At 67.4% G+C, this 23,663-nt stretch carries 27 protein-coding genes; 15 read left to right on the forward strand and 12 right to left on the reverse strand.

The window, feature by feature from the left end:
• Positions 1-168: 168 nt before the first annotated feature.
• Complete coding sequence (locus CFB46_RS18685) at positions 169-546, reverse strand: hypothetical protein (RefSeq protein ID WP_089500791.1); 378 nt, start codon at positions 544-546, stop codon at positions 169-171.
• 495 nt (positions 547-1,041) lie between these two features.
• On the opposite strand from CFB46_RS18685, the gene CFB46_RS18690 reads away from it, so the two are divergent.
• The 3 genes from CFB46_RS18690 (at position 1,042) to CFB46_RS18700 (ending at position 3,366) form a co-directional block, all read left to right on the forward strand.
• A complete protein-coding gene (locus CFB46_RS18690; protein WP_089500792.1) occupies positions 1,042-1,395 on the forward strand; it encodes a DOPA 4,5-dioxygenase family protein in 354 nt (117 codons plus the stop codon).
• A 118-nt stretch (positions 1,396-1,513) separates the two neighbouring features.
• Positions 1,514-1,951, forward strand: a complete 438-nt coding sequence (locus CFB46_RS18695; RefSeq protein WP_089500793.1) for a nuclear transport factor 2 family protein — start codon at positions 1,514-1,516, stop codon at positions 1,949-1,951.
• Complete coding sequence (locus CFB46_RS18700) at positions 1,948-3,366, forward strand: MFS transporter (RefSeq protein WP_089500794.1); 1,419 nt, start codon at positions 1,948-1,950, stop codon at positions 3,364-3,366. Before CFB46_RS18695 ends, CFB46_RS18700 begins: the two co-directional genes overlap by 4 nt.
• Before the next feature lie 59 nt (positions 3,367-3,425).
• Here CFB46_RS18700 and trhA read toward each other — a convergent pair whose 3' ends face one another.
• From trhA to CFB46_RS36465, 4 genes are all read right to left on the reverse strand, one after another.
• Positions 3,426-4,046: a PAQR family membrane homeostasis protein TrhA gene (gene trhA / locus CFB46_RS18705; RefSeq protein WP_027781713.1), complete on the reverse strand. Its 621-nt coding sequence runs from the start codon at positions 4,044-4,046 to the stop codon at positions 3,426-3,428.
• A 208-nt stretch (positions 4,047-4,254) separates the two neighbouring features.
• On the reverse strand, positions 4,255-4,461 hold the full coding sequence (locus CFB46_RS18710) for a YbdD/YjiX family protein (protein WP_027781714.1): 207 nt from the start codon (positions 4,459-4,461) through the stop codon (positions 4,255-4,257).
• A 12-nt stretch (positions 4,462-4,473) separates the two neighbouring features.
• Entirely contained in the window at positions 4,474-6,552 is a 2,079-nt protein-coding gene (locus CFB46_RS18715; RefSeq protein ID WP_089500795.1) for a carbon starvation CstA family protein, read from the reverse strand.
• Between the two features lie 132 nt (positions 6,553-6,684).
• Positions 6,685-6,948, reverse strand: a complete 264-nt coding sequence (locus CFB46_RS36465; protein WP_227789636.1) for a hypothetical protein — start codon at positions 6,946-6,948, stop codon at positions 6,685-6,687.
• On the opposite strand from CFB46_RS36465, the gene dapF reads away from it, so the two are divergent.
• From dapF to CFB46_RS18750, 7 genes are all read left to right on the forward strand, one after another.
• Entirely contained in the window at positions 6,841-7,632 is a 792-nt protein-coding gene (gene dapF, locus CFB46_RS18720) for a diaminopimelate epimerase (protein ID WP_227789635.1), read from the forward strand. The genes CFB46_RS36465 and dapF overlap by 108 nt on opposite strands.
• Positions 7,629-8,513: an RNA polymerase sigma-70 factor gene (locus CFB46_RS18725; RefSeq protein WP_089500797.1), complete on the forward strand. Its 885-nt coding sequence runs from the start codon at positions 7,629-7,631 to the stop codon at positions 8,511-8,513. The genes dapF and CFB46_RS18725 overlap by 4 nt, the downstream gene beginning before the upstream one ends.
• A 191-nt stretch (positions 8,514-8,704) precedes the next feature.
• The gene (locus tag CFB46_RS18730) at positions 8,705-9,184 is read left to right on the forward strand and encodes a carboxymuconolactone decarboxylase family protein (protein WP_089500798.1); all 480 of its coding nucleotides are present in this window, start codon (positions 8,705-8,707) and stop codon (positions 9,182-9,184) included.
• Between the two features lie 64 nt (positions 9,185-9,248).
• Positions 9,249-9,653, forward strand: a complete 405-nt coding sequence (locus CFB46_RS18735; RefSeq protein WP_089500799.1) for a cupin domain-containing protein — start codon at positions 9,249-9,251, stop codon at positions 9,651-9,653.
• 110 nt (positions 9,654-9,763) lie between these two features.
• Complete coding sequence (locus tag CFB46_RS18740; protein WP_089500800.1) at positions 9,764-10,768, forward strand: LysR family transcriptional regulator; 1,005 nt, start codon at positions 9,764-9,766, stop codon at positions 10,766-10,768.
• A 205-nt stretch (positions 10,769-10,973) separates the two neighbouring features.
• Positions 10,974-11,729 carry an SDR family oxidoreductase gene (locus tag CFB46_RS18745; RefSeq protein WP_089500801.1) on the forward strand — a complete coding sequence of 252 codons (756 nt, stop codon included), beginning with the start codon at positions 10,974-10,976 and terminating at the stop codon, positions 11,727-11,729.
• A gap of 25 nt (positions 11,730-11,754) precedes the next feature.
• Positions 11,755-12,270: an Ohr family peroxiredoxin gene (locus CFB46_RS18750; protein WP_027781722.1), complete on the forward strand. Its 516-nt coding sequence runs from the start codon at positions 11,755-11,757 to the stop codon at positions 12,268-12,270.
• 61 nt (positions 12,271-12,331) lie between these two features.
• Here the strand turns inward: CFB46_RS18750 and CFB46_RS18755 are convergent, their stop codons facing one another.
• The 3 genes from CFB46_RS18755 to CFB46_RS18770 all read right to left on the reverse strand — a co-directional run bounded on the left by CFB46_RS18755 (position 12,332) and on the right by CFB46_RS18770 (position 15,906).
• Positions 12,332-12,760, reverse strand: a complete 429-nt coding sequence (locus CFB46_RS18755) for a PRC-barrel domain-containing protein (protein WP_027781723.1) — start codon at positions 12,758-12,760, stop codon at positions 12,332-12,334.
• A gap of 504 nt (positions 12,761-13,264) precedes the next feature.
• Positions 13,265-14,395 (reverse strand): 3-deoxy-7-phosphoheptulonate synthase, encoded by a 1,131-nt coding sequence (locus CFB46_RS18765; RefSeq protein WP_089500803.1) that lies wholly within the window; start codon positions 14,393-14,395, stop codon positions 13,265-13,267.
• 194 nt (positions 14,396-14,589) lie between these two features.
• Entirely contained in the window at positions 14,590-15,906 is a 1,317-nt protein-coding gene (locus tag CFB46_RS18770) for a lipase family protein (RefSeq protein ID WP_089500804.1), read from the reverse strand.
• Between the two features lie 403 nt (positions 15,907-16,309).
• Between CFB46_RS18770 and CFB46_RS18775 the strand changes: the two genes are divergently transcribed.
• From CFB46_RS18775 to CFB46_RS18785, 3 genes are read left to right on the forward strand one after another with little or no spacing between them, the layout of a single operon-like run.
• Positions 16,310-16,864 (forward strand): hypothetical protein, encoded by a 555-nt coding sequence (locus CFB46_RS18775; RefSeq protein WP_089502248.1) that lies wholly within the window; start codon positions 16,310-16,312, stop codon positions 16,862-16,864.
• A 31-nt stretch (positions 16,865-16,895) separates the two neighbouring features.
• Positions 16,896-17,318, forward strand: a complete 423-nt coding sequence (locus tag CFB46_RS18780) for a hypothetical protein (RefSeq protein ID WP_089502249.1) — start codon at positions 16,896-16,898, stop codon at positions 17,316-17,318.
• On the forward strand, positions 17,318-18,583 hold the full coding sequence (locus CFB46_RS18785; protein WP_089502250.1) for a hypothetical protein: 1,266 nt from the start codon (positions 17,318-17,320) through the stop codon (positions 18,581-18,583). The genes CFB46_RS18780 and CFB46_RS18785 overlap by 1 nt, the downstream gene beginning before the upstream one ends.
• Positions 18,584-18,672: 89 nt before the next feature.
• On the opposite strand, the gene CFB46_RS18790 is transcribed toward CFB46_RS18785, so the two are convergent.
• Positions 18,673-19,380, reverse strand: a complete 708-nt coding sequence (locus tag CFB46_RS18790; protein WP_089500805.1) for a YceH family protein — start codon at positions 19,378-19,380, stop codon at positions 18,673-18,675.
• Positions 19,381-19,780: 400 nt separating this feature from the next.
• Here CFB46_RS18790 and CFB46_RS18795 point away from each other — a divergent pair, with 400 nt between their 5' ends.
• The gene (locus tag CFB46_RS18795) at positions 19,781-20,542 is read left to right on the forward strand and encodes an SDR family oxidoreductase (RefSeq protein WP_089500806.1); all 762 of its coding nucleotides are present in this window, start codon (positions 19,781-19,783) and stop codon (positions 20,540-20,542) included.
• Positions 20,543-20,559: 17 nt separating this feature from the next.
• Here CFB46_RS18795 and CFB46_RS18800 read toward each other — a convergent pair whose 3' ends face one another.
• From CFB46_RS18800 to CFB46_RS18810, 3 genes are read right to left on the reverse strand one after another with little or no spacing between them, the layout of a single operon-like run.
• Positions 20,560-21,264 (reverse strand): MOSC domain-containing protein, encoded by a 705-nt coding sequence (locus CFB46_RS18800; protein WP_089500807.1) that lies wholly within the window; start codon positions 21,262-21,264, stop codon positions 20,560-20,562.
• Positions 21,261-22,157 (reverse strand): dihydrodipicolinate synthase family protein, encoded by an 897-nt coding sequence (locus tag CFB46_RS18805; RefSeq protein ID WP_089500808.1) that lies wholly within the window; start codon positions 22,155-22,157, stop codon positions 21,261-21,263. Before CFB46_RS18805 ends, CFB46_RS18800 begins: the two co-directional genes overlap by 4 nt.
• A 47-nt stretch (positions 22,158-22,204) precedes the next feature.
• On the reverse strand, positions 22,205-22,987 hold the full coding sequence (locus CFB46_RS18810) for an aldolase (protein ID WP_089500809.1): 783 nt from the start codon (positions 22,985-22,987) through the stop codon (positions 22,205-22,207).
• 133 nt (positions 22,988-23,120) lie between these two features.
• Here CFB46_RS18810 and CFB46_RS18815 point away from each other — a divergent pair, with 133 nt between their 5' ends.
• Positions 23,121-23,663, forward strand: a complete 543-nt coding sequence (locus CFB46_RS18815) for a helix-turn-helix domain-containing protein (RefSeq protein ID WP_027781733.1) — start codon at positions 23,121-23,123, stop codon at positions 23,661-23,663.

Consider the following 23,663-nt stretch of genomic DNA (forward strand, 5'->3'; position numbering starts at 1 on the left):
GGCACATGGCGGCGCTGCGGCCCGCGTCGCTCAATGTGTTCGCCCGGCGTCGCATGCCGTGCACATCAGCGCGCCGTCGCGCCGCACACGCCTCGGGCAGCCTGCGTATCGGCGACGCACGTAACACGCGGGACCATCGGTCGGGGCATGCCATGTTCGTCTCCTGCATCAAAACGTGTTCTCGCCCTTCAGGTAGTACGCGGTTTTCACGAAGAACGCCTTCACCGGATGGCCGCTCCGCGCGTCGCGGGCCGCCCGCGCTTGCATCGCGGCCTTGTCGTCGCGCCACCGGCCGGGTATCGGGTTGTTCACACGCTCGAGCGCCCGCTGCATCGCGAGCGGATAGTTCTGGTTGCCGGCCGTCGTCGCGCGATAGCCGGCACGCGTCATCTGCATCAGTTGCACATTGGTTTCGGCACGCGCCGCCGCCCAGGTCAACGACGCGGCATGCGGCGTGCCGCCGGCACCGCTCGACTGCGCGAAGCTGACGGCCGGCAGCGCAGCGAGTGTGCAGGAAAGAACGGCAACGGGAACGAGGGATCGCATAATGGCCTCCAGATGGTTGTCCCCGCATCGATCCATCATCGATGCGTTGAAATCATCGTATGTCGCGCCACATGCCGCTTGAATAGCCGAATCCGCAATTATTATTTTCAGCCGCGTATTCGGCGTGCGAACGGCGCCATTCGCGAATCCCTTCGCAATGGAATTTCTTTATTTCATTCAACGATCTGATCGGATTTTTACCAGCGATCCGGTGAGATGCTCACCCCGCTCTTTCAATTTCCGAAACGACGTGTTGCCTGTTCGGTTCCGGCCAGCGCACCTGCCCACAAGGCGCCGACGTGATATCGCGCACGCGGATACCGGAATACCGCCGAAACGGCTTCATCGGATCGGCCGATTCTTCCGATATAGGACAAGTCATCGCATCGGCTTGCCGGATTGAGACACGACGCAATCGGCAAGGACGCGCGATAATCAAGCATCGGCCGTTTCGCACGGCATCTCAGGCATTCCCCTTTTTAATCGAGTCTTCCCATGGCCGCCCTCGACACTACCTCCATCGACAGCTGGCACGCGCACGTCTATTTCGATGCGGCGAGCCGCGACGCGGCCTGGGCGTTTCGCCAGGTCGTCGACGCACGGTTCGGCGCGGTCATCGCACTCGGCCGCTTTCACGAACGCCTCGTCGGCCCGCATCCGGCCTGGTCGTACCAGATCGCGTTCGAGGCCGCGCGATTCGACGACATCGTGCCGTGGCTCGTGCTGAACCACGGCGCGCTCGACATCTTCCTGCATCCGAATACCGGCGACGACCTGCGCGATCATCGCGATTCGGCGGTGTGGATCGGCAAGTCGTATGTGCTGAATCTCGACGCGCTGGCCAGGTAAGGGCCGACGCCCGAACGCCCTTGCCGCGGCGAGGCATCCACGTTTCGGGTCGACGTGAAACGTCTCGCGGCGGCGCGCCCCTACAGTGGTTTCCGTGATCCCCCTCCGGAAACCCGCCATGACACCCGCAGACACCGACGCCGACGCCCGGCGCGTCCATCAAGACTGGCACGCGGCCGTCGTCGCGCGCGACCTCGACGCACTGATGGCGCTGTATGCCGACGACGCGGTGCTCGAAACGCCGCTCGTCGTCGCCACGCTGCCCACGCACGGCTCGGGCGTGCTGCACGGCAAGGCCGCGATCGGCGCATTCTTTGCGGCCGGCCTGCGCAATCCGCAACACAGGCTCGGGCGCTGGTACCGGACCGGGCTGTTCTTCTCGAACGGCCGCCAGCTCGCCTGGGAATACCCGCGCGAGACGCCGGACGGCGATCAGGTGGATCTCGTCGAAGTAATGGATCTCCGCGACGGGTTGATCGCGCATCATCGTGTGTATTGGGGATGGGTCGGCTTTCTCGCGCTGCAGGCCGCCGCGTCGGCGTCCGACCGCACATGACAGCCGCCACGCCGAACCGGGCAGCGGCCCGCCGCGTGCTCGCCGCGACCTGCGTGAGCTACACGCTCGTGCTGCTCGACGCGTCCATCGTCAACGTCGCGCTCACCGACATCGCGCACACGTTCGGCAGCCACGTGGCCGGCTTGCAATGGATCGTGAACGCGTACACGCTGGCGTTCGCGAGCCTGCTGATGACGGGCGGCACGCTCGGTGACCGGCTCGGCGACCGCACCGTCTATGTCGCGGGGCTGGCGGTGTTCGTCGCCGCGTCGGCGCTGTGTGGCGTCGCGCCGACTCTCCCGGCGCTTGCCGCCGCCCGTGCACTGCAAGGCGTCGGCAGCGCGATGCTGGTGCCCTGCTCGCTCGCGCTGATCAACCGCACCTTCCCCGAACCGGCCGCGCGCGCGTCGGCGATCAGCGTGTGGATGGGTTGCGGCGGCATTGCGATGGCATCGGGCCCGCTGATCGGCGGCCTGCTGATCCATCTGTTCGGGTGGCGGAGCATCTTCTTCGTGAACCTGCCGATCGGGCTCGCCGGCATCTGGCTCGGCCGCACGGTCGCACGCGCCACCGTCGACGCCAATGCCGACGCATCGCGGCATGTCGATTGGGGCGGCCAGGCGGCGGCCATCGTCGCGATCGCGGCGCTGATCGGCACGCTGATCGAAGGCCCGTCGCTCGGCTGGCGCTCGGCGCCGATCGTCGGCGGCGCGGTGACGAGCGTCGTCGCGTGGATCGCGTTCATCGCGATCGAAGCGCGGCGCCGCGAGCCGATGCTGCCGCTCGCATTCTTCCGCAATCGGCTGTTCGCGGGATCGACGTTCGTGTCGATGGCATCGGCATTCGTGTTCTACGGATTGCTGTTCGTGCTCAGCCTGTTCTATCGGCAGATTCGCGGCGCCAGCCCGCTCGACACGGGGCTCGCGTTCCTGCCGATGACCGCGATGGTCGCGCTCGGCGGCCTGAGCTCGGGGCGGGTCGTGGCGCACTTCGGCGCGCGCGGAACGATGTGTGCGGCGTTCGCGCTCTATGCGGCCGGCGCGCTCGGCATGACGGGCATGGGTGCGACGACACCCGCGTGGCTCGCCGTCGCGCCGATGCTCGCGATCGGCTTCGCATCGGGGTTCATCTCGCCGGCCGCGACGGCGCCGGCGCTCGGGACGGTCGACCGGCGCCGCGCCGGCGTGGCGGCGGCCGCGCTGAACGCGGCGCGACAGAGCGGCTCGGCGCTCGGGGTGGCGATCTTCGGTGCGTGCATCGCGACGCTGCAGCCGTTTCCGGCCGCCATGCGGGCGGCGCTGGGCATGGCGACCGGCGTGTCCGCGCTCGCCGCGGCGACGTGGTGGATCACGGCTCGGGCGACACCGGCAACCGGCGACCCGAACGCGCACCTGCAGGCCGCCACGCGCCGGTAGCGAATGCGGCGGCAGGCGCGCGCATGGCGCGTCGTCAGAGGGTCAACGCCGCATTCCCTTCACGCGACATACATCGCCACACTGACGAACTGGCACAGGCTGCCGGCCAGCACGAACAGATGCCAGATGCCGTGCCCGTGGCGAATGCGTTCGTCGTTGATGAAGAAGTAGATCCCCGCGCTGTAGATCACGCCGCCGGCCACGAGCCACGCGGTGCCGGTCGGGGGCAGCGCATGGATCAGCGGCCGCACGGCGACGAGCGCGAGCCAGCCCATCAGCACGTACAGGATCATCGACAGCAGGCGCGTACGGCGCCCGAGCGTGAGCTCCTGCACGATGCCGAACACGGCGAGCCCCCAGCTCACGCCGAACAGCGACCAGCCCCACGGGCCGCGCAGTGTGACCAGCGTGAATGGCGTGTAGCTGCCGGCGATCAGCAGGTAGATCGCCGAATGGTCGCATTTCTGCAGGATCGCCTTCAGGCGCGGGTTGCGCACGCTGTGATACGCCGTCGAGATCGCGTAGAGCAGGATCAGCATCGCGCCGTACACGCTGAAGCTCACCACCTTGTACGGATCGCCTTCGAGCGCGCCCATCGTCACGAGCGCGACGAGACCTGCCACCGACAGCACCGCGCCGACGAGATGGGAAATGCTGTTGAAACGCTCACCGACATGCACGACGTGTTCTCCTGCGGTCCATCGGGAAAAGAAATAGCCCTCATGATACCGGCGGCCGGATGCGGCCGTGCTGCGCCTGGGCAACCGGCGCACGGGCGCCGCGCGATGCGCGCGGCCGGCCCGCCAAAGAAAAAGCGCCGCGATGGCCATCGCGGCGCTTTCCGTTTCGATACCGAACCGATTCGTCAGTTCATTGCAACGGCCCGGTTCAGCAACACTTTCCTGCTCCCGACCCGTACCGCGCATTCTGACGCTCGCGGAAGAATTCCTCGTACGTCATCGGCTCGCGGTCCGGATGGGTTTCGCGCATGTGCGCGACGTAGGTATCGTAGTCGGGCAGGCCGACCATCAGCCGCAACGCCTGCCCGAGGTAACGCCCCGCGCTGCGCAGGTCGCTGCCAAGATCGGTGAACATCGCGGCCTCCCCTTAACGTCCGCTGCCGAGCGCCTGCGCGGCCGGCATCGCTTCGTACGGCGTCTCGCGCACGGTCGGCTTCGACTCGCGGCGCGCGCGCAGCACGGCGATCACGCCGTACACCGCGATCGCCACGACGACGAAGATAAACAGCCCGGCCAGCGCCGCATCGATGTAGTCGTTGAAGATGATGCGCTTCATCTGCGCGATCGACTTCGCCGGCGCGAGCACCTTGCCTTCGTCCACCGCGGCCTGCAGCTTCGCGGCGTGCGCGAGGAAGCTGACCTTCGGGTTCGCGTCGAAAATCTTCTGCCAGCCGGCCGTCAGCGTGCAGATCAGCAGCCACACGGTCGGCACGATCGTCACCCACGCATAGCGCTCGCGCTTCATCTTGAACAGCACGACGGTGCCGAGCACCAGCGCGATCGCGGCGAGCATCTGGTTCGAGATGCCGAACAGCGGCCACAGCGTGTTGATGCCGCCGAGCGGATCGACCACGCCCTGGTACAGGAAGTAGCCCCACGCGGCCACGCACAGCGCGGTGGCGACGAGGTTCGCGGGCAGCGACTCGGTGCGCTTGAGCGCCGGGTGGAACGTGCCGAGCAGATCCTGCAGCATGAAGCGGCCCGCGCGCGTGCCTGCATCGACGGCCGTCAGGATGAACAGCGCCTCGAACAGGATCGCGAAGTGATACCAGAACGCCATCATCGCTTCGCCGCCGATCACCTGGTGCAGGATGTGCGCCATGCCGACGGCCAGCGTCGGCGCGCCGCCCGCGCGCGCGATGATCGTCGTTTCGCCGACGGCCTTCGCGGTCTGCGTGAGCATGTCGGGCGTCAGCACGAAGCCCCATTGCGTGACGGTGTTCGCGACGGCTTCCGGCGTCGAGCCGAGCACGGCGGCCGGTGCGTTCATCGCGAAGTAGATGCCCGGCTCGATCACGCACGCGGCGACCAGCGCCATGATCGCGACGAACGATTCCATCAGCATCGCCCCATAACCGATGAAGCGCGCGTTGGTTTCGTTGTCGATCAGCTTCGGCGTCGTGCCCGACGCGATCAGCGCGTGGAAGCCCGACACCGCGCCGCACGCGATCGTGATGAACAGGAACGGGAACAGGTTGCCGGACCACACCGGGCCCGTGCCGTCGACGAACTTCGTCAGCGCGGGCATCTTCAGTTCCGGTGCGACGACCAGGATGCCGATCGCGAGGCCCAGGATCGTGCCGATCTTCAGGAACGTCGACAGATAGTCGCGCGGCGCGAGCAGCAGCCACACCGGCAGCACCGATGCGACGAAGCCGTAGCCGATCAGGATCCACGTAAGCTGCGTGCCGCTGAACGTGAACCACGCGGCGAGCGCCGGCGAGTCGTGCACGGTCTGGCCGAACGCGATCGACGCCATCAGCAGCACGAAGCCGATGATCGATACTTCGCCGATGCGGCCCGGACGGATGTAGCGCGTATAGATGCCCATGAACAGCGCGATCGGAATCGTCGCGGCGACGGTGAACGTGCCCCACGGCGAATTGGTCAGCGCCTTCACGACGATCAGCGCGAGCACCGCGAGGATGATCACCATGATCAGGAACGCGCCGAACAGCGCGATCACGCCGGGCACCGTGCCGAGCTCCATCTTGACGAGGTCGCCGAGCGAACGGCCGTCGCGACGCGTCGAGATGAACAGCACGATGAAGTCCTGCACCGCGCCGGCGAACACGACGCCGGCCAGGATCCACAGCATGCCGGGCGTGTAGCCCATCTGCGCGGCGAGCACGGGGCCGACCAGCGGCCCGGCGCCGGCGATCGCGGCGAAGTGATGGCCGAACAGCACGTACTTGTTGGTCGGCACGTAGTCGAGGCCGTCGTTGTACTTGACCGCCGGCGTCATCCGCAGCCCGTCGAGCTGCATGACCTTGCTGGCGATGAAACGGCTGTAGAAGCGATACGCGATCAGATACACGCAGACTGCGGCGATCACGATCCAGAGGGCACTGACGCGCTCGCCGTGCGCGAGTGCGATCGTGCCGAATGCGAACGCGCCGAGCAGCGCGACCGCGATCCAGAGCAGGGTACTGGAAGCCCGATTCATGGCGTCTCCTGGTCTCCAATGTGTTTTGAGTGGATGCGGCGAGAGGCCGAACCCGCGTGACGTCGATGCGTCGAACCGCGTCTCGTGGAAGCCGCGGCGGTGGGCCGTAGTATTCCGCGCGACGGGGGAGGCTTACAAGCGCACAACTACGTACGATGAGCTACGTAGAATTACGTAGATGCCTGTCGCCTGCACGCCATCAGGCCGCGATTGCTCGCGATCGGCGAGCCACGTACAGTATTCGCCTGCCTCCATTCCGGAACCGCCATGCCGATCGAATTTCAAAAGATGAACGCGAATGGCGATGACTTCGTCATCGTCGACCTGCGCGGTCGGGAACGCGATCCAGCGTTGCGCATCGATCGCGATCTCGTGCGGCGCATGGGCGATCGGCATCGCGGCATCGGCTTCAACCAGCTCGCGGTGATCTCGGACGGCGACGATGCAGCCGCGCGCGTCGCGTTCTGGAATCCCGACGGCTCGGCGCTCGATACCTGCGGCAGCGCGACGCGCGGCGTCGCATGGAAGCTGATGCGGGAAACCGGTGCGGCGTCGGTCGTGCTGCGCACGAATCGCGGGCGGCTGCACTGTGCGCAGCAGGCGGACGGGCTGATCACCGTCGAGATGGGCGCGCCGCGGCTCGACTGGCAGGACGTGCCGGTCGCGGAAGCCGTCGACACGCTCGCGCTGCCGCTGCCCGGCGCGCCGGCCGCATGCAGCATGGGCAATCCGCACTGCACGTTCTTCGTCGACGATGTCGCCGCGCTCGACATCGAAGCGCTCGGCCCGGCGATCGAAGCGCATCCGCTCTTTCCGCTGAAGACCAACGTCCATTTCGTGCAGGTCGTCAGCCGCACGCACATTCGTCTACGTATCTGGGAACGCGGCGGCGGCGTGCCGCTCGGCTCCGGCTCGTGTTCGTGCGGTGCGGTGGTCAACGGCATCCGGCGCGGGCTGCTCGACGACACCGTGCGGGTGACGTGCGATGGCGGCGACGTCACCGTTCAATGGGACGGCGCCGGCAGCGCGTTCCTGAGCGGGCCCGTGACGTTCGGGTTCGGCGGAGTGTGGCTGCGATGACCAACGACGCACAAATTTTCCACGCGCTGCGCCCGCGCCTGCAGAAGATCGCGTACCGGATGCTCGGCTCCGTCGCGGATGCCGAGGACATCGTGCAGGACGTGTGGCTGCGCTGGCACGATGCGGCGCGCGACAGCATCGAGAACGCCGAGGCGTGGCTCGTCGCGGTCACGACGCGGACGTCGATCGATCGCCTGCGCGCGGCGAAGCTCCGGCGCGAGCACTATGCGGGTATCTGGCTGCCCGAACCGGAGCTCGGCGAATCGCCCGCGACGCCCGAGGAAATGACGGAGCGCGCGAACGACGTGTCGGTTGCGTACCTGCTGTTGCTCGAACGGCTGACGCCGGAAGCGCGCGCGGCGTTCCTGCTGCATGAAGTCTTCGAGTTCGACTACGACCGGATCGCCGACGCGATCGGCAAGACCGAAGCCGCGTGCCGGCAGCTCGTCAGCCGGGCCCGGGCGCGGCTGCGCGACGATACCCTGCCGCGGCATGCGGTGCCGCACGAAACGCATCGCCGGCTGCTGAAGACGTTCACGCAGGCGCTGGCGCAAGGCGACTTCCCGTCGATCCAGGCGCTGCTCGCCGAAGACGCGATACTGATCGGCGACGGCGGCGGTCACGTCCAGAGCTTCCCGAAACCGATGGTCGGCGGCCGGCGGATCGCTCAACTGTTCTATGCGACGTGGTTGCGGTGCGGCAGCGGTGTCGAGATGCGGCCGGTCGTGCTGAACGGCCAGTGGGCGATGCTGCGCTTCATCGGCGGACAACTCGAAGCGGCGATGTCGTTCGAGACCGACGGTACGCACATCGGCCGGATTCTCGTGCAGCGCAACCCCGACAAGCTCGCCCGGATCGCGACTGCCTGCGCGGCCGGCTGACGCGCGCAGCGCACGCCGGCGCCGGCCGCGGCCGCGGTCGGGCGCGGATTGGTGCAGCGCGCGCAACACGATGCGTCCCCGTGCGTGGCTACCGCGCACCGGCGCACACTCCTAAGATGATTTCGCGCGGCGCCCTGCCGCCCACGACACCCGCGCAGCGCGGGCCAGCCTCTTCGTCGCCAGGAGAAATCATGACGCAGCGTATCAACTACATTCAACAGTCGCCCGAGCTGTTCCGGAAATTCCTCGAACTCAGCAACCAGCTGCGCAGCAGCGCGATCGAGGAACCGATCCGCGATCTCGTGTCGCTGCGGGCGTCGCAGATCAACGGCTGCGCGTTCTGCGTCGACATGCACGTGAAGGAAGCGCGCATCCACGGCGAGCGCGAGCTGCGCCTGCACCATCTGGCGGCGTGGCGCGAATCGACGCTCTTCTCGCCGCGCGAGCGGGCCGCGCTCGCATGGACCGAAGCGCTGACGACACTGCCCGCGCACGGCGTGCCGGACGACCTCTACGACCGCGTGCGCGGCCAGTTCTCCGAAAAGGAATTGTCGGACCTGACGTTCGAAGTGATGGCGATCAACGGCTGGAACCGCGCGAACGTCGCGTTCAGGACCGTGCCGGGGTCGTCCGACAAGGCGTTCGGCCTCGACAAGGCGAACCTCGCCTGACGACCGCCCACCGCCCTCCCTTTGCTGCCGGCCGTCGGCCGGCGGCCCACCGGAAGCCACCACCATGATTCGCATGAAACACGTGATCGCGTCCGCGCTCGTCGTCGCGGGCGCCGCGACCGGCGCCGTTCGCGCGGCGCCCTCGGCCATCGTCACGCCGCTGATGACGAAGCCGCTCGACGCATACCCGGGCAAGGAAGCGCTGATGATCTCGGTCGAGTATCCGCCCGGCGCGGTCGACCCCGTCCACCGCCACCACGCCGAAGCGTTCGTCTACGTGGTCGAGGGTTCGATCGTGATGCAGGTGAAGGGCGGCAAGCCCGTCACGCTGAAGCCGGGCGAGACCTTCTACGAGGGTCCGAACGATCTGCACACGGTCGGACGCAACGCGAGCCGGACCCGGCCCGCGAAGTTCATCGTGCTGCTGTTGAAGGACAAGGGCGCGCCCGTGCTCGTGCCGGAAAAATAGCCGGCCCGCACGCCGCCCGCGCCTTTTTTGAAAAAATGCGGCGGGCGGTGTCACAGGCGGCAGCGCTGAAACGTCTAGTCGCATACGGACACTACGATTCCAGCGCCCCCATGCCCGACACCTCCATTCGCCGCCCCGATGCCGACGATCCGTTCGCACGCAGTTTCTCGACCTGCTATGCCGGCGTGGTCACCTTTCTGGCCGTCGTCACCGAGGGCAGCTTCGCGCGCGCCGCCGATCGCCTCGGCGTCGGACGCTCGTCCGTCAGCCGCCACGTGCAACGGCTCGAGGACCGGCTCGACGCACGCCTGTTCCAGCGCACGACCCGCAGCATGTCGCTGACGCGCGAGGGCGAGCTCTTCTACGAAAACTGCCGGCCCGGCATCGAGCATCTGGCGCAGGCGCTCGAGGACATGCGCGAGCTGCGCAGCGGGCCGCCGAGCGGGCACCTGCGCATCGGCTCGACGCCGGGCTTCGGCCGCAAGGTCATCGCGCCGCTGCTGCGCGATTTCCATGCCCAATATCCGGACATCACGCTCGACCTGCTGTTGAACGACCGGCCGGCCGACTTCTCCGCCGATCGCATCGACGTCGCGTTTCGCGACGGCCGCATGGAGGACAGCGCGATCGTCGCGCGCCGGCTGATTCCGATGCAGATGATCGTCTGTGCGTCGCCGTCGTACGCGCACCGGTACGGCTTGCCGCGCCACGTCGACGACCTCGCCCGGCATCGCTGCATCAACCTGTGCACCGCGTCGGGCCGCGTGACGGAATGGGAATTCAGGATCGACGGACTGACGCAGCAGCGCCAGCTCGCCGCGCATCACACGTTCAACGACATCGATCTCGTCGTGCGCGCGGCGCTCGACGGGCTCGGCATCGCGCAACTGCCCGCGTACCAGGTGTGCGACCTGCTCGCCGACGGTCGGCTGGTGAGCTGTCTCGGCCAGCACGCGCCGGACGACGGCGGCCACTATCTCTGCTACCTGAGCCGCAAGCACCTGCCCACGCGCATCCGCGTGTTCATCGACTACATGATCGAGCAGACGCGTGCGCGCGACCTGCAGTGCCTGACCACGATGACGACGATGGCGCCGCTGGAGACGGTCGATTGATGCATTCGCGGCAACATGGTGAGGGCTTGCGGGCCTCTACCGGATCACGCGACGCACGCCTACGATGCGGGCTGTTCGACAGACGCGCGAATACGGCGCCGTTCGGCAAGGTACGGGCCCGATCGCGCGAGCGCGATGAGCGCCGGTTTCGGCAGGTTCAGTTAAAGCGGCGCGCATGTCGCGCGCCCGTTCAAGGAGAGCAATCGTGAAGATCGTCGTGATTGGTGGTACCGGCCTGATCGGCAGCAAGGTCGTCAGGAACCTGATCGCACGCGGCCACGACGCGGTGGCGGCCGCGCCGTCGACCGGCGTCGATACGATCACGGGCAAGGGACTGGACGACGCGCTCGCCGGCGCGGAAGTCGTCGTCGATCTCGCGAATTCCCCGTCGTTCGAGGAAGCGGCCGTGAAGGCATTCTTCGAGGCGTCGGGGCGCAACCTGTTCGCCGCGGAGCGCGCGGCCGGCGTGCGCCATCACGTCGCGCTGTCGGTGGTCGGCACCGACCGGCTGCAGCAGAGCGCGTATTTCCGCGGCAAGATCATTCAGGAAAACCTGATCCGCGAAGCAGGCGTCCCGTACACGATCGTGCGCTCGACGCAGTTCTTCGAATTCGTCGGGGCGATCGCGCAGGCCGGCGCGCAAGGCGACACGGTCCGGTTGACCACGGCGCACTTCCAGCCGATCGCATCGGACGACGTCGCGGCCGCCGTGACCGACTTCGCGCTCGACGCGCCGCGCAACGGCATCGCCGAAATCGGCGGCCCCGAGCGCGTGCGGATCGCGGATCTGGTCGAGCGGTTCCTGTCGGCCACGCACGACGCGCGTACGGTGACGCCCGATGCGGGCGCCGACTACTTCGGCGCGGTGCTGCAGGACGACACGCTCGTGCCGGCGCCCGGTGCACGGCTCGGCGCGACGACCTTCGACGCGTGGTTCCGGCAGAACGCGCTCGTGCGCTGAACGCCGCAGCCGGATCACGCACGCCATGACGCCGCTGCACCCGCCGCCGCTGTCGCTGCTCGACCGGTATCGCGGGCGGGAACCGCAGACGCTGTACTCGACGACCGTGACCGTCACGGGCGGGGCGGCGGAGCACGGCCGCGCATCGGGCGTCGCGCGTTCCGACGACGGGTGCCTGGATGTCGAGCTCCGCCTGCCCGCCGCGCTGGGCGGGCCCGGCGACGGCCCGAACCCGGAGCAGTTGTTCGCCGCCAGCTATGCGGCGTGCTTTCACGGCGCGCTGAGCCTGCTGGCTGCACGGGCGGGCGTGTCGGTCGCCGGCGCGTCGGTAGCCGCATCGATCGACTTCTGTCGCGATCCGGTGGACGGGCTGTTCATGCTGAACGCGAACATTCGCGTGCGGCTGCCGGGCGTCGAACGCGCGGTGGCGGAAGAGCTCGTCCGCAATACGGAGCGTTTCTGTCCGTATACGAAGATGGCGCATGAAGGGATTCGCCACATCGTCGCGCTCGCGCCGGCGGACGACACATCGAAGCGTTGAGCGAAAATGACAATGCGGCGCCCGCCGCATCGCGCAACGGGCGCCGCATCGATACGACGGATCAGTGCTTTTCGTCGAGCTTCTTCGGCTTCGGCGGCGACGGCACCTTCGCGTACTGGAACGCCGGCGTGGCCTTCAGCGCATCCTTGGTCGCACCGGGCAGATAGATGTTGCCGTTGCGCACGTCGAGCGATGCGATCGGCACCGCGACATCGTGCGCGGCCACGCCGAGGAAGCCGCCGGCCGACACGATCGCGGCCGACACCGAGCCGTCCGGCGCGACGATCAGGTCGCGCACCTTGCCGACTTTCTGGTTCTCGTCGTTGTACACGGTCTTGCCGAGCACGCTCTTCTTCACGCTCCAGCCTTCGAGCAGCGCCTGCGATTGCTCGACGGTCACGCTGATCGGCTGCGCGCCCGCGATCTGCGCGTGCGCGCTGACGCTCGAGGCGAGAACGGTTGCTGCGAGGAGGGTCTTGTAGAACTTCATGTGGAATGCACTCCGGTTCGGTTGTTGTTGATTTCGGGAGCGAAGCGACGCAGGCGCAACGGCTGATCGGTGAGCGCCCCGCGGATGGCCGCCCCGCGGATGGCCGCCCCGCGGATGGCCGCCCCGCGGATGGCCGCCCCGCGGATGGCCGCCCCGCGGATGGCCGCCCCGCGGATGGCCGCCCCGCGGATGGCCGCCCCGCGCTTCGTCGGTCGCGTGGCGGACGGCCGCGCCGCCACGGCGTGTGTGCGTGGCGGACCGGCGTGGCCGGGCCGCGGCGAGCAACACGTCTTTCATGGTAGCGGCATTCGCCGGATCGTGCGTTGAGCGTGCGACGTGGCAACCGGGGCGACCCGATCGGGATCAATGATCGTGCAGACGGTTGGGGCGCGCGGCGCGAAAAAAATGGCGCCGCCGACCATCGATCAGGACAACCTCACGGACGAGCACCCGATCTTCTCGGTACATCGAACGATGCGGCGAGCTGCGTGCCGCCCCGCCGCGTCATGCATTCCGCGAATACACCCTGCGATGCCGCACCGCTTCCGCCAGCACGTCGAGCACCGGCTCCGTCTGCGTCCAGCTCAGGCACGCATCGGTAATCGACACGCCGTACTGCAACGGCACGCCCGGCTTCAGATCCTGGCGCCCGGCCTCGAGATGGCTCTCCACCATCACGCCGACGATCCGGTGCTCGCCCTGCGACAGTTGCCGTGCGAGATCCTGCGCCACTTCGATCTGCCGCTCGTGCGACTTGTTCGAGTTCGCATGCGAGCAGTCGACCATCACCTGCTCGCGCAAGCCGGCCTTGCGCAGCACCGCGCAGCTCGCTTCGACGTGCTCCGCATCGTAGTTCGGCCCGTTCTTGCCGCCGCGCAGGATCACGTGCGCATCGTCGTTGCCGCGCGTCTCGAAGATCGCGGCCATCCCCATCTTCGTCATCCCCATGAAGGCATGGCTCGCGGCCGCGGCGACGATCGCGTCCGACGCGACCTGCACGCCGCCGTCGGTGCCGTTCTTGAAGCCGATCGGGCAGCTCAGGCCCGACGCGAGCTGGCGATGGCTCTGGCTCTCGGTCGTGCGCGCGCCGATCGCGCCCCACGCGATCAGATCGGCGATGTACTGCGGGCTCAGCAGGTCGAGGAATTCGGTCGACGCCGGCAGACCGAGCGCGTTGATGTCGAGCAGCAGTTGCCGCGCGGCGCGCAGCCCTTCGTTGATGCGGAAGCTGCCGTCGAGGCGCGGATCGTTGATGTAGCCCTTCCAGCCGACCGTCGTGCGCGGCTTCTCGAAGTAGACGCGCATCGTGATCAGCAGGTCGTCCTTCAGCGCATCGGCCGCAACTTTCAGGCGGCGCGCGTAATCGAGCGCCTGGTCGTGATCGTGGATCGAGCACGGGCCGACGACGAGCAGCAGCCGGTCGTCGCGGCCGTGCAGGATATCGCCGATCGCGCGGCGCGTATCCTCGACGAGCGTCTGCGTGGCGGCCGGCACCGGCAGTTCGTCGAGCAGCAGCGCCGGCGAAATCAGCGGACGCACGGCGCCGATGCGGACGTCGTCGATGCGCGTGGTGTCCTGCGTCGCGTCGGCGCTGCCTACCTCGCGATCGTGGGAAGGATTGTCGAGGTTCTGCATGGTGATTCTCCGGGGGACGTCTATCTGGAATGATGGGCAGGCTCGATTATGGCACCGGGGAGAGGCGGCGGCGGGGTGTGGCGGGGATGCGGGGCGACTGCGGTCAGGTAAATCCGACAGACGGAGAAACGCGGGATGAAAAAAGGGCGATCCGCGGCGGATCGCCCTGCCCTCCATTGCGCCGCCCGGCGCGTCTAGTGCGGCGTCTCGGGCGCCAGCGAATTGCTCGGCAGCAGCGCCGTCAGCCAGCAATTGCTCGGCGCGGCTTTCCCGTTGAAGCGGTCGTAGAGCCACGGCAGCATGCCGGCCACCCAAGGCGCGATCGCGCCCACATGTTCGAGCGGATACTCGGTGTACGTGACCGGCGTGCCGCTGGCGCAGAACTTCTGCGCCAGCGCGCGCACGTCGTACGCCAGCATCACGCCGTCGCCCACCTGGCTGCCGAACGTGCCGTCGAGCGCGCCCGCCGTGCCCTGGCCGATGAACATCGGGATCGTCGGCGACGCGGCCAGCCCCGCATTCACCTTGTTCGCGTACGTCACGTACACCGGAATGCCGTTGATGTCGTTCGCGTATTGCGGCTTGAACAGCGTCGCCCAGTGCAGGCCCGTGTACTTCGGCAGGATGTACGCGAGCGACTGGCTCTGGATGTCCTTGAACACGGCAACGCCGGTGTCGCTGAGATAGGGTGTCAGGTCGAAGCCGTAGCCGCGCGACAGCCCGGCGAGCGCGGCCGCGGCAACGCCGCCCCAGACGATACTGCCGTCCACATAGCGCAGATTGTGCGCGGGGTCGACCAGCACGCCGCCTTCCGCCGCGCCGACGAGTTGCCTGTTGACGTCGGGCGCATAGCTCGGCGCGAGTTGCGCGGCCCAGTTCGTCGCGATCGCACCGCCGGAATAGCCGATCATCGCGACCTTGCTCGACGGATTCAGGCCGGTCGATGGCGTATTGAGCGCCGCGCGGATCGAATCGAGCGTCGTCATCCCGTATTCGGGGCCGGCGGCGAAGTCTGCCGTCTGGCCTTCCGTATCGGGCACGATGATGTTGTAGCCCAGCAGCAGCAGTGTCGACAGCGGAACCGATTCCGCGCTGTAGAGCAACGTGCCGACGTTGACGACCTTGGTCACGTCGCGGTCGCCGGCGATCACCTGCGACGGTTCGTCGTACGGGTTCAGCGAATCGTAGGCCGACTGGTACGAGATGGCCTGGCCGTTGCTGACCTGACTCCGGATCACGGACGTCACGTTGACGACGGGCTGGTTCCGCGCGTCGTTGGTGCGATACAGCAGCTGCTGCGCGGTCAGCGCGGTCGGAATGCCGGCCACGTGATAGGTGACATTGCGCGTCTTCAGCACCGTGCCCGGCGGAATCGACGCCAATGGCGTGGCGCCGGTGTACGTATAGAACGGATCGGACACGGCCGGCGCGCCGGCGCTGGCCGGCGAAGTAGCGATGCCCAGCGCGGCGGACACGGCAGCGGCGGCAATCATCGAACGTCTGGAGGACATGGGTGGGGGCCCCTTGGATAACCTGCTTTCATCGAAGGAAGTTCGGCGGTGTTGCAGACCATCGCGATTGCCGCTTCAAAAGCGTTTCCGTGCCATCGACTGTCTCCTGTGAATGAATGATCCGGCTTGTTCTGAATCTGTAATTTAGTAGGAGTACAAACCGGATGAATTGAAGCACAACGAGAACGCGTTCGATGCACGTTTTCCGTTGTTTGAAGGTAAACGTCTAAAGCCGCCGCAACGCGATGCGGCCGCCCCGGCCGTTCGGCCGACTGCCCGCCCCCGGATGAAGTACCGTACGATCACGGCTGTCCGTTACCGAAGCGGCCCGTCGTGCGAGGCGGGCCGCGCGGCCCACCGCCTGCCTGCGACCGATCGTTTCCTGCTCAACCGACACGCCACGATGACCGTATCCGAACTGCTCCGTGCCATCCGCCAACCCTATATCGACCTGCTCGCGCAAGCGGCAGCGCAACCGGCGGTGACCGTCGAACCGGCCTACCGGCAGGCCGATGGCGCGCTGGCCACCGAAGGGCCGCTCGCGCTGCCGTGCCGGGCCGACACGATCCCGGCCGAAGGCGACGCGGCGGGCCAGCCGTCGATGGTCGATTCGACCTCGCAACTGGATTTCGAACCGTTCGCGTTCGACCTCGAAACGGCGGCCGTGTCGATCCGCCCATTCGTATGGGACTGGGCCGCGATCGAGGCCGACGGTCTCGACGAAAGCGCGGCGGTCGACGCTTTCAAGGCCTGGTTCCTCGCGTGGTTCGATGTGGACGACGAGAACACGCCGGCCGCAGACGGGCTGCATGGCGTCGTCCATTACCTGTCGGAACCGGTTCGCACGGAACAGGGGTGGCGCGTCAATGCCGACCTCGGCTCCGCGCCCGAGACGGCCGTCGAGGATCTGCTGTTCCGGCTCGTCGATGCGGGGGCGACGCGGATCAATGTCGGTTGAAATGTCGCTTTATCTCTTGCACACCACCCTCATGAAAAAAGCACTTGCCGCGGTACTGCTCTGTATTTCGTTGCCGGCGCTCGCCAAGGTTTCCACCGAAGTGTTCTGCTTCAGATCGGATGGCGACAAACCCGTGCGCTTCGAGATGCGCACCTACTACGACGATGCGGTCGATTGGACGGGCGGCATGGTCCGGTATGCGAAATCGAAAACGGCCCTCCCGCTGGTGATCGAACACGAAGAGGACGAAGTGCTTGCCGAAGACCGTCCGCATCAGTTCACGACGACCTGGGTCGAAATGGTCGACGGCAAGATCAACGGGAGATACGAAATGATGTCCCAGGGCGCCAACATCTATTCGATGACGTACACCAATGCGCGCACCGGCAAGAAAACCGCATTCGGCAGGGCGGTGGATGTCGATGTTTCCGAACAAACCGGGTGCCGCTGGTGATGCGCCCGTTGATCCGGATCGCATGGGTGCTGATCGCGCTGCGCGCGGGCGTGTCGGATGCCGCGCCACGCACGGTCTATGAGGGAACGCTACAAGGCGCCGGGGCCGTCGTGATGGAACTCGACAACCTCCCGGCCGCGGACGGCAAGCTCTCCGGTCGCTATTTCTATATGCAGTTCGGCGTCGATATTCCGCTGCACGGCACACCCGCACAACTAATCGAACCGCTCGTGCGAACGCAGTTGCCGGACGACGCACGCAACACATCGGGATTCCGCGAGCGTGCCGATTTCGACCATGCCGCGGCAACCTGGCGCGGCACGCGAGACAAGGACGGCTACCGCGGCCGCTGGATCGAAGCGCGCTCGGGCAGATCACGCTCCTTCACCTTGCGCCGCGTCGCCGAATACGATCCCGACGCGATAGCGCCCGGTTCCGTCGAAGCCATCACCGATCTCTCCGCCGGCGGCGTTGGAAGCGGCATCGCGCGCAGCGCGGACATCGACATGAAGCATGCGCCGTATGCAACGCTGAAGCTCGCAGGGCACGCACGGCCGGTTGGCCCGGAGGTCGGCGACGACACGGTTGCGTACCGGATGTGGAGCGATCCGCGCACGGTGCTCGCCTATCCGCGGCTGAGCCGCCATCCCGATCCGGCCGTGATGGCGCGGGTCAACCATCTGCTGGAGCAGCGGCACTGGCACATGAGTCTCGCGGCGCTCGAATGCGCGTCGACGCGCTATACCGACGACGGGCCGGCCGCCGGAACGCTCGGCGGCTACGACGACGAACACGTGACGGTCACATGGCTGTCGCGCGCGGCTTTGGGCATCGTGGAATCGGGCAGCACGTTCTGCGGCGGCGCTTACCCGGACAATCACTACGATCCGGTCACGTTCGACCTGCTACGCGGTGCGTACCTCGACTGGAATCGCGTGATCGACGCGGCTGCGCCGGCGGAAGTCCGTGAATCGGCAACGAGCGCTGCGATGGTGAAGTTCATTGCGCGGCTGCGCGACGGAGCCGCACCGCGCCACCGGCCGACGAGCGACGACGACGATTCGCTGTCGTGCGCCGACGTGTTCCCACAGTATTTGACGTTCGAACTCGATGCCCCCGGCAAGATATCGTTCGTCGTATCAGGGATCAATCACGCAATGGGCGCCTGCCTCGGGCCGCAACTCGACGCGCCATTTGCCGCGCTCGCGCCGATCCTGAAGCCTGACGGTGCGCGTTATCTCGTACCAGGCGTCAAGCTGAAATAACGCTGCGGTACGTAAGGGTATCGGCATTGCGCATCGGCCCGGCCGCGCAGCGACCAGGCCGGTCGACGCGCAAGCGCGCAGTCATTGCGTCAAGACGCGTCGCCCTGCGCGTCGACGTCGATCCCCAGTTCGCTGGCCATCCGCTGAACCAGCGCATTCAGCCGCGCCACTTCATCCGCGAGGCGCTTCTGTTCGGCCTTCAGCGCTTCGAATTCGGAAGGCGGCACCGAATCCGCGCCGCCGGCATCCGCGCTCGCGAAGTCGGCCACGTTCACCTCGCCGCACATCAGATGCATCCAGCGGTTCTCGCGCGCGCCCGGTGCACGCGGCAGCCGGACGACGAGCGGCTGCGCGCGCGCAGCGAGTTCGTCGAGAAACGCCTCGACCGACGAGATATCCGCGAAACCATGCAGGCGCGCGCTGTTCAGGCGCAGCTCGGCGGCCGTCTGCGGGCCGCGCAGCAACAGGATCGTCAGCAGCGCGATTGCCTGGCTCGGGATGCCGAGCACGCGGTTCATGTTGTGCTCGAAGCGCGGCACGCGGCTGCTGCTGCCCTCCATCACGAGACTCAAGTGCTTCAGCCCGTCGAGCGCGGTCGTGACTTCGTCCTCGCTGACGTTCATCACCGGCGCGCGCGCGGTTTTCTGGTTGCAGCCCGCGGTCAGCGCGTTCAGCGACAGCGGGTAGGTATCCGGCACCGTGTGCTGTTTCTCGACGAGCACACCGAGAATGCGGGCCTCGAGGGGCGCGAGTTCGCGAAGGGTGCGGGGCGTGGGCGTATCCGGCGTGGTGTTCATGATGGCTTCGCAGCGTGCAGCAGGTGAGGGGAAACGGTCGCGGCCCGTCCGGCGTCGCGAACGGGGAGCCATATGATAGCTCGCGAAGCATGGCCCGGCGCCGCTCGCCGCACCGAAGTGTGCACTTGTCGCAGCAGGCTTTCGTCCGACGTAGCAGCGCGCCCGGCAGCACGCGACACAACGCGGCGATGCATGCATACGCTGCGGATTCCTCCCGCGCGCAGGCGCGGCGTTTGCGCGATGCACATGCCGGCGCTACGATATACGTTCGTCCCGATATCCGCGGCGCCGCGTGCGACCTCTTCGCACGTCGATACCACGCATCACCCGCCCTGAATGCGCTGCCGCCGTGCGTGCGCGCCGCCCGTCAACTCCGTTCACTCCTCATCGGTTCACCACCATGACTGCATCTTCTACCGCACCCGTGCGCGCCATCGTCACCGGACACACACGCGGCGTCGGCGCGGCGCTCGCCGAACACCTGCTGCAGGAAGGCATCGCCGTGCTCGGCGTGTCGCGCAGCCGTCATCCGTCGCTCGCGTCGCAGGCCGGCGAACGCTTCGCCGAAGTCGAACTCGACCTGTCGGACTCCACGGCCGTCGCCGCCTGGCTGGCCGGCGACACGCTGCGCCGCTTCGTCGACGGCGCGTCCCTCGTGCTGCTGTTCAACAACGCGGGCATCGTCGATCCGATCGGCCCGCTCACCGCGCAGGATCCGGCGATCGTCGCCCGCGCGGTCGGCCTGAACGTCGCCGCGCCGCTGATGCTGTCGGCCGCGCTCGCACAGGCCGCCTCGGCCGCGACCGAATGCCGGATCGTGCACCTGTCGAGCGGCGCGGCCCGCAACGCGTACGCGGGCTGGAGCATCTACTGCGCGACCAAGGCCGCGCTCGATCACCACGCGCGCGCCGTCGCGCTCGACGCGAACGGCGCGCTGCGCATCTGCAGCGTCGCGCCGGGCGTCGTCGATACGGGCATGCAGGCCACGATCCGCGCGACCGACGAAGACAATTTCCCGATGCGCGAGAAGTTCGACCAGTTGAAGTCGAGCGGCGCACTCGCCACGCCCGAGGCAACCGCCCGGCTACTGATCGGCTATACGCTGAGCGACGCGTTCGGCACCGAGCCGACGGCCGACGTGCGCCACCTGCCGACGAAGTAAGCGTCGGACGCGGCCCGTCATCCTTCTAGCCGCTTCGTCCAGTCTTCGACCTGCCGCTCCGTCCGGCGCCTTTCGAGCATCTTGCGCCAGGCGGGCGGCAGCACCGGCACGTCGCACAGCGCATCGAGCGCGGCCATGTCGAGCGTGCGTCGATACAGCACGTCGAGCACCGTCGACAGCGGCCATTGCGGGTGGCGACGCTCATGCAGCGCGAGCACGTCGCCCGCCCCCACCCAGCCTTCCTGCAGCACGCGGTAGTACCAGCCGGTCCGGCCGCTTTGCTGCACGAGCGCCGCCATCCGCGGATGATCGAAACGCGCGTTGAGCTTCCAGCACGGCTGCCGCGACTGCGAGACCTGGAGCACCGCACCGCCCAGCGTGAACACGTCGCCGAGACACACGTCGTGCTCGGTGATGCCGCGTGTCGACAGGTTCTCGCCGAACGCGCCCGGCCGGGCGAGTACGTCACGCGCGCCGATCTGCGCGGCCCACCATGCATAGTGATCGTGTGCATAGTGGTGAACGGCCTTGTCGGGGCCGCCGTGATGCCGCGCATCGGCCTGCGCGTCGCCGGCAAAGCCGAGCGCGCCCAGCCACAGGCGTGCATCCACCGGCTGCTTGTCGATCGCGCTTGCATGCGGCGTGCCGGCGACCGGCCGGCTCGTGCCGATCCGCACCGCGCCGATGGCGGCCGCGATCGCAGGCCGGGCGTCGTCGCTCATGCGGCCACACCGTCCGGCAGCGCCGCGAGCAGTTGCTTGAGTTCGCGGGTGCGTGCGTCGCCGAGCGGCAGCAGAGGCCGCCTCGGTTCGCCGGCGTCGAAGCCGCGCAGCCTCAGTCCGGCCTTCACGGTCACCGGCAACCCGCCGTTGACGATGAACTGCAGCAACGGCAACTGCGCGTGAAAGACCGATCTGGCGCGTGCGAGGTCGCCGGTGCGCATCGCGTCGAACAACGCGAGCGGCAACGCGGCGTTCAGGTTCGGCGCGGCCGTGCACCATCCGGACGCGCCCGCGGCCAGCGCGGCGAGCGCCATCGGATTGCTGCCGTTGTAGAACGGGATCGTGCCGTCGCTCAATTGCGCGAGCCGGTGCATCCGGCCGATGTCGCCGGTGCTCTCCTTGACCATCGTCACGTTGTCGACGGCTCGGCAGATCGTCGTAATCAGGTCCGGCGGCATGTCGACGCCGCTCGTCGCCGGGTTGTTGTACAGCATGATCGGTATGCCAATGGCGTCGCCGATCGCGCGGTAGTGCGCGACGATTTCGTCGTGGCCGAGCTTCCAGTACGACACCGGCAGCACCATCACCGCATCGGCGCCGGCCTGCTCGGCGAAGCGGGCACGGCGCACCGCGCCCGCCGTGGTGAGATCGGAAATCCCGACGACGGTCGGCACGCGCCGGCGCACCGCGCGAATCGATGCGGTGGCGACGGCCTCCCATTCGGCGTCGGACAGGTAGGCGCTTTCGCCGGTACTGCCCAGCGGCGCGATCGCGTGAACGCCGTCGGCGATCAGGCGTTCGATCAGTGCATCGAGCGCTTTCAGGTCGACGCCGCCGTCGACGGAGAACGGCGTGACCGGGTAGGCAATGATGCCCTTCAGAAGGATGGACACGATTTGTATTCCTCAATGATTGTCCGACAACATCGGAACGGCACGACTTACGCGACGCAGTCCCGATGCGTGCGCAACGCGCGGCGCGCGTAGTAGTCGAACGTCACCGCATCGCGCTTCGGTTTCGAGATCCAGTCGTGCGCTTCGCGCGCGAGCGCCGGCGGCACCGGCTTGATCTCGCCGGCCGACATCGCGAGCAGTTGCAGCTTCGCGGCGCGCTCGATCAACAGCGCGAGGATGCACGCCTCCTCGATCGTCTTGCCGACCACGAGCTGGCCGTGATGCGACAGCAGGATCGCGCGCTTGCTGCCGAGCGCCTTCGAGATGATCTCGCCCTCCTCGTTGCCGACCGGCACGCCCGGCCAGTCCTTCAGGAACGCGCAATCGTCGTACAGCGGGCAGATGTCCATGTGCGACACGACGAGCGGCTGCTCGAGCATCGACAGCGCCGCGACATGCGCCGGATGCGTGTGGATGATGCAGTTCACGTCCGGACGCTCGCGATAGATCCACGTATGGAACCGGTTGGCCGGATTCGGAATGCCTTCGCCATCGACGACGTCGAGATCCTCGTTGACGCGCAGCAGGTTCGCGGCCGAGATCTCGTCGAAGCCGAGCCCGAGCCGCTGCGTGTAGTACGTGCCGGCCGCATCCGCGCGGCAGGTGATCTGCCCGGCCAGGCCCGAGTCGTGGCCGGCGTCGAACAGGATCCGGCACGTCAGCGCGAGCTTTTGCCGCGCGGACCAGCTGCTGTCGCCCACTTCGTTTTCAAGACGCCGCTCCGCCAGCGCGACCAGCGCTTCCTTCGTCAAATTCAGCGTTTCCGCCATGTTCGCCTCCTGAATGAACCGGGCCTGCCGCGCCGTCCGCAGCCGTTTGCCCGCCGCACGTGACACACGATACACCGAATGACACCTTGTGTCATGCGTTACAATCGGTTTTTCGAAGGACACCCGGCGCCCCATGACGATTCGCCTGAAGCTGCTCAGAAAACAGAAAGGCTGGACGCTCGACGTGCTGGCCGGCGAGACCGGCCTCACCAAGAGCTATCTGTCGAAAGTCGAGCGCGGCCTGAGCGTGCCGTCGATCGCGGTCGCGCTGAAGCTGTCGAAGGCGCTGAACGTCGACGTCGAGCAACTGTTTTCGGAAAGCCGCAACCGCGAGCTGATCGCGATCACGCGCGCCGGCGAGCGCACGGCGATGGGCGGGGCGGCCGACAGCCACGCGCACCGTTTCGAAAGCATCGCGGCCGGCGTCGCGCCGAAGAAGATGCTGCCGTTCGTCGTGCATCCGCCGCACGAATTCGTCGCGTCGACGTTCCGCGAGCACGAAGGCGAGGAATTCCTGTTCGTGCACAAGGGGCGCGTGGAAATCGAATTTCCGAACGAGACGGTGCAACTCAGGGCCGGCGATTCAGTCTATTTCAACGCACTCATCCCCCACCGCACGCGCAGCCTCGGCACCGCGCAGGCGGAGATCCTGGTCATCGTCAGCCACGACGACTAG

Origin of the sequence: Burkholderia sp. HI2761 (assembly GCF_002223355.1) — a bacterium.
Lineage (GTDB): Bacteria > Pseudomonadota > Gammaproteobacteria > Burkholderiales > Burkholderiaceae > Burkholderia.

Excerpts from the sequence above, each read along its gene's own strand:
- CFB46_RS18685 (WP_089500791.1), bottom strand. The coding sequence starts at position 546 with ATGCGATCCCTCGTTCCCGTTGCCGTTCTTTCCTGCACACTCGCTGCG.
- CFB46_RS18690 (WP_089500792.1), top strand. The coding sequence starts at position 1,042 with ATGGCCGCCCTCGACACTACCTCCATCGACAGCTGGCACGCGCACGTC.
- CFB46_RS18695 (WP_089500793.1), top strand. The coding sequence starts at position 1,514 with ATGACACCCGCAGACACCGACGCCGACGCCCGGCGCGTCCATCAAGAC.
- CFB46_RS18700 (WP_089500794.1), top strand. The coding sequence starts at position 1,948 with ATGACAGCCGCCACGCCGAACCGGGCAGCGGCCCGCCGCGTGCTCGCC.
- CFB46_RS18710 (WP_027781714.1), bottom strand. The coding sequence starts at position 4,461 with ATGTTCACCGATCTTGGCAGCGACCTGCGCAGCGCGGGGCGTTACCTC.
- CFB46_RS18715 (WP_089500795.1), bottom strand. The coding sequence starts at position 6,552 with ATGAATCGGGCTTCCAGTACCCTGCTCTGGATCGCGGTCGCGCTGCTC.
- dapF (WP_227789635.1), top strand. The coding sequence starts at position 6,841 with ATGAACGCGAATGGCGATGACTTCGTCATCGTCGACCTGCGCGGTCGG.
- CFB46_RS36465 (WP_227789636.1), bottom strand. The coding sequence starts at position 6,948 with ATGCCGATCGCCCATGCGCCGCACGAGATCGCGATCGATGCGCAACGC.
- CFB46_RS18725 (WP_089500797.1), top strand. The coding sequence starts at position 7,629 with ATGACCAACGACGCACAAATTTTCCACGCGCTGCGCCCGCGCCTGCAG.
- CFB46_RS18730 (WP_089500798.1), top strand. The coding sequence starts at position 8,705 with ATGACGCAGCGTATCAACTACATTCAACAGTCGCCCGAGCTGTTCCGG.
- CFB46_RS18735 (WP_089500799.1), top strand. The coding sequence starts at position 9,249 with ATGATTCGCATGAAACACGTGATCGCGTCCGCGCTCGTCGTCGCGGGC.
- CFB46_RS18740 (WP_089500800.1), top strand. The coding sequence starts at position 9,764 with ATGCCCGACACCTCCATTCGCCGCCCCGATGCCGACGATCCGTTCGCA.
- CFB46_RS18750 (WP_027781722.1), top strand. The coding sequence starts at position 11,755 with ATGACGCCGCTGCACCCGCCGCCGCTGTCGCTGCTCGACCGGTATCGC.
- CFB46_RS18755 (WP_027781723.1), bottom strand. The coding sequence starts at position 12,760 with ATGAAGTTCTACAAGACCCTCCTCGCAGCAACCGTTCTCGCCTCGAGC.
- CFB46_RS18765 (WP_089500803.1), bottom strand. The coding sequence starts at position 14,395 with ATGCAGAACCTCGACAATCCTTCCCACGATCGCGAGGTAGGCAGCGCC.
- CFB46_RS18770 (WP_089500804.1), bottom strand. The coding sequence starts at position 15,906 with ATGTCCTCCAGACGTTCGATGATTGCCGCCGCTGCCGTGTCCGCCGCG.
- CFB46_RS18775 (WP_089502248.1), top strand. The coding sequence starts at position 16,310 with ATGACCGTATCCGAACTGCTCCGTGCCATCCGCCAACCCTATATCGAC.
- CFB46_RS18780 (WP_089502249.1), top strand. The coding sequence starts at position 16,896 with ATGAAAAAAGCACTTGCCGCGGTACTGCTCTGTATTTCGTTGCCGGCG.
- CFB46_RS18785 (WP_089502250.1), top strand. The coding sequence starts at position 17,318 with ATGCGCCCGTTGATCCGGATCGCATGGGTGCTGATCGCGCTGCGCGCG.
- CFB46_RS18790 (WP_089500805.1), bottom strand. The coding sequence starts at position 19,380 with ATGAACACCACGCCGGATACGCCCACGCCCCGCACCCTTCGCGAACTC.
- CFB46_RS18795 (WP_089500806.1), top strand. The coding sequence starts at position 19,781 with ATGACTGCATCTTCTACCGCACCCGTGCGCGCCATCGTCACCGGACAC.
- CFB46_RS18800 (WP_089500807.1), bottom strand. The coding sequence starts at position 21,264 with ATGAGCGACGACGCCCGGCCTGCGATCGCGGCCGCCATCGGCGCGGTG.
- CFB46_RS18810 (WP_089500809.1), bottom strand. The coding sequence starts at position 22,987 with ATGGCGGAAACGCTGAATTTGACGAAGGAAGCGCTGGTCGCGCTGGCG.
- CFB46_RS18815 (WP_027781733.1), top strand. The coding sequence starts at position 23,121 with ATGACGATTCGCCTGAAGCTGCTCAGAAAACAGAAAGGCTGGACGCTC.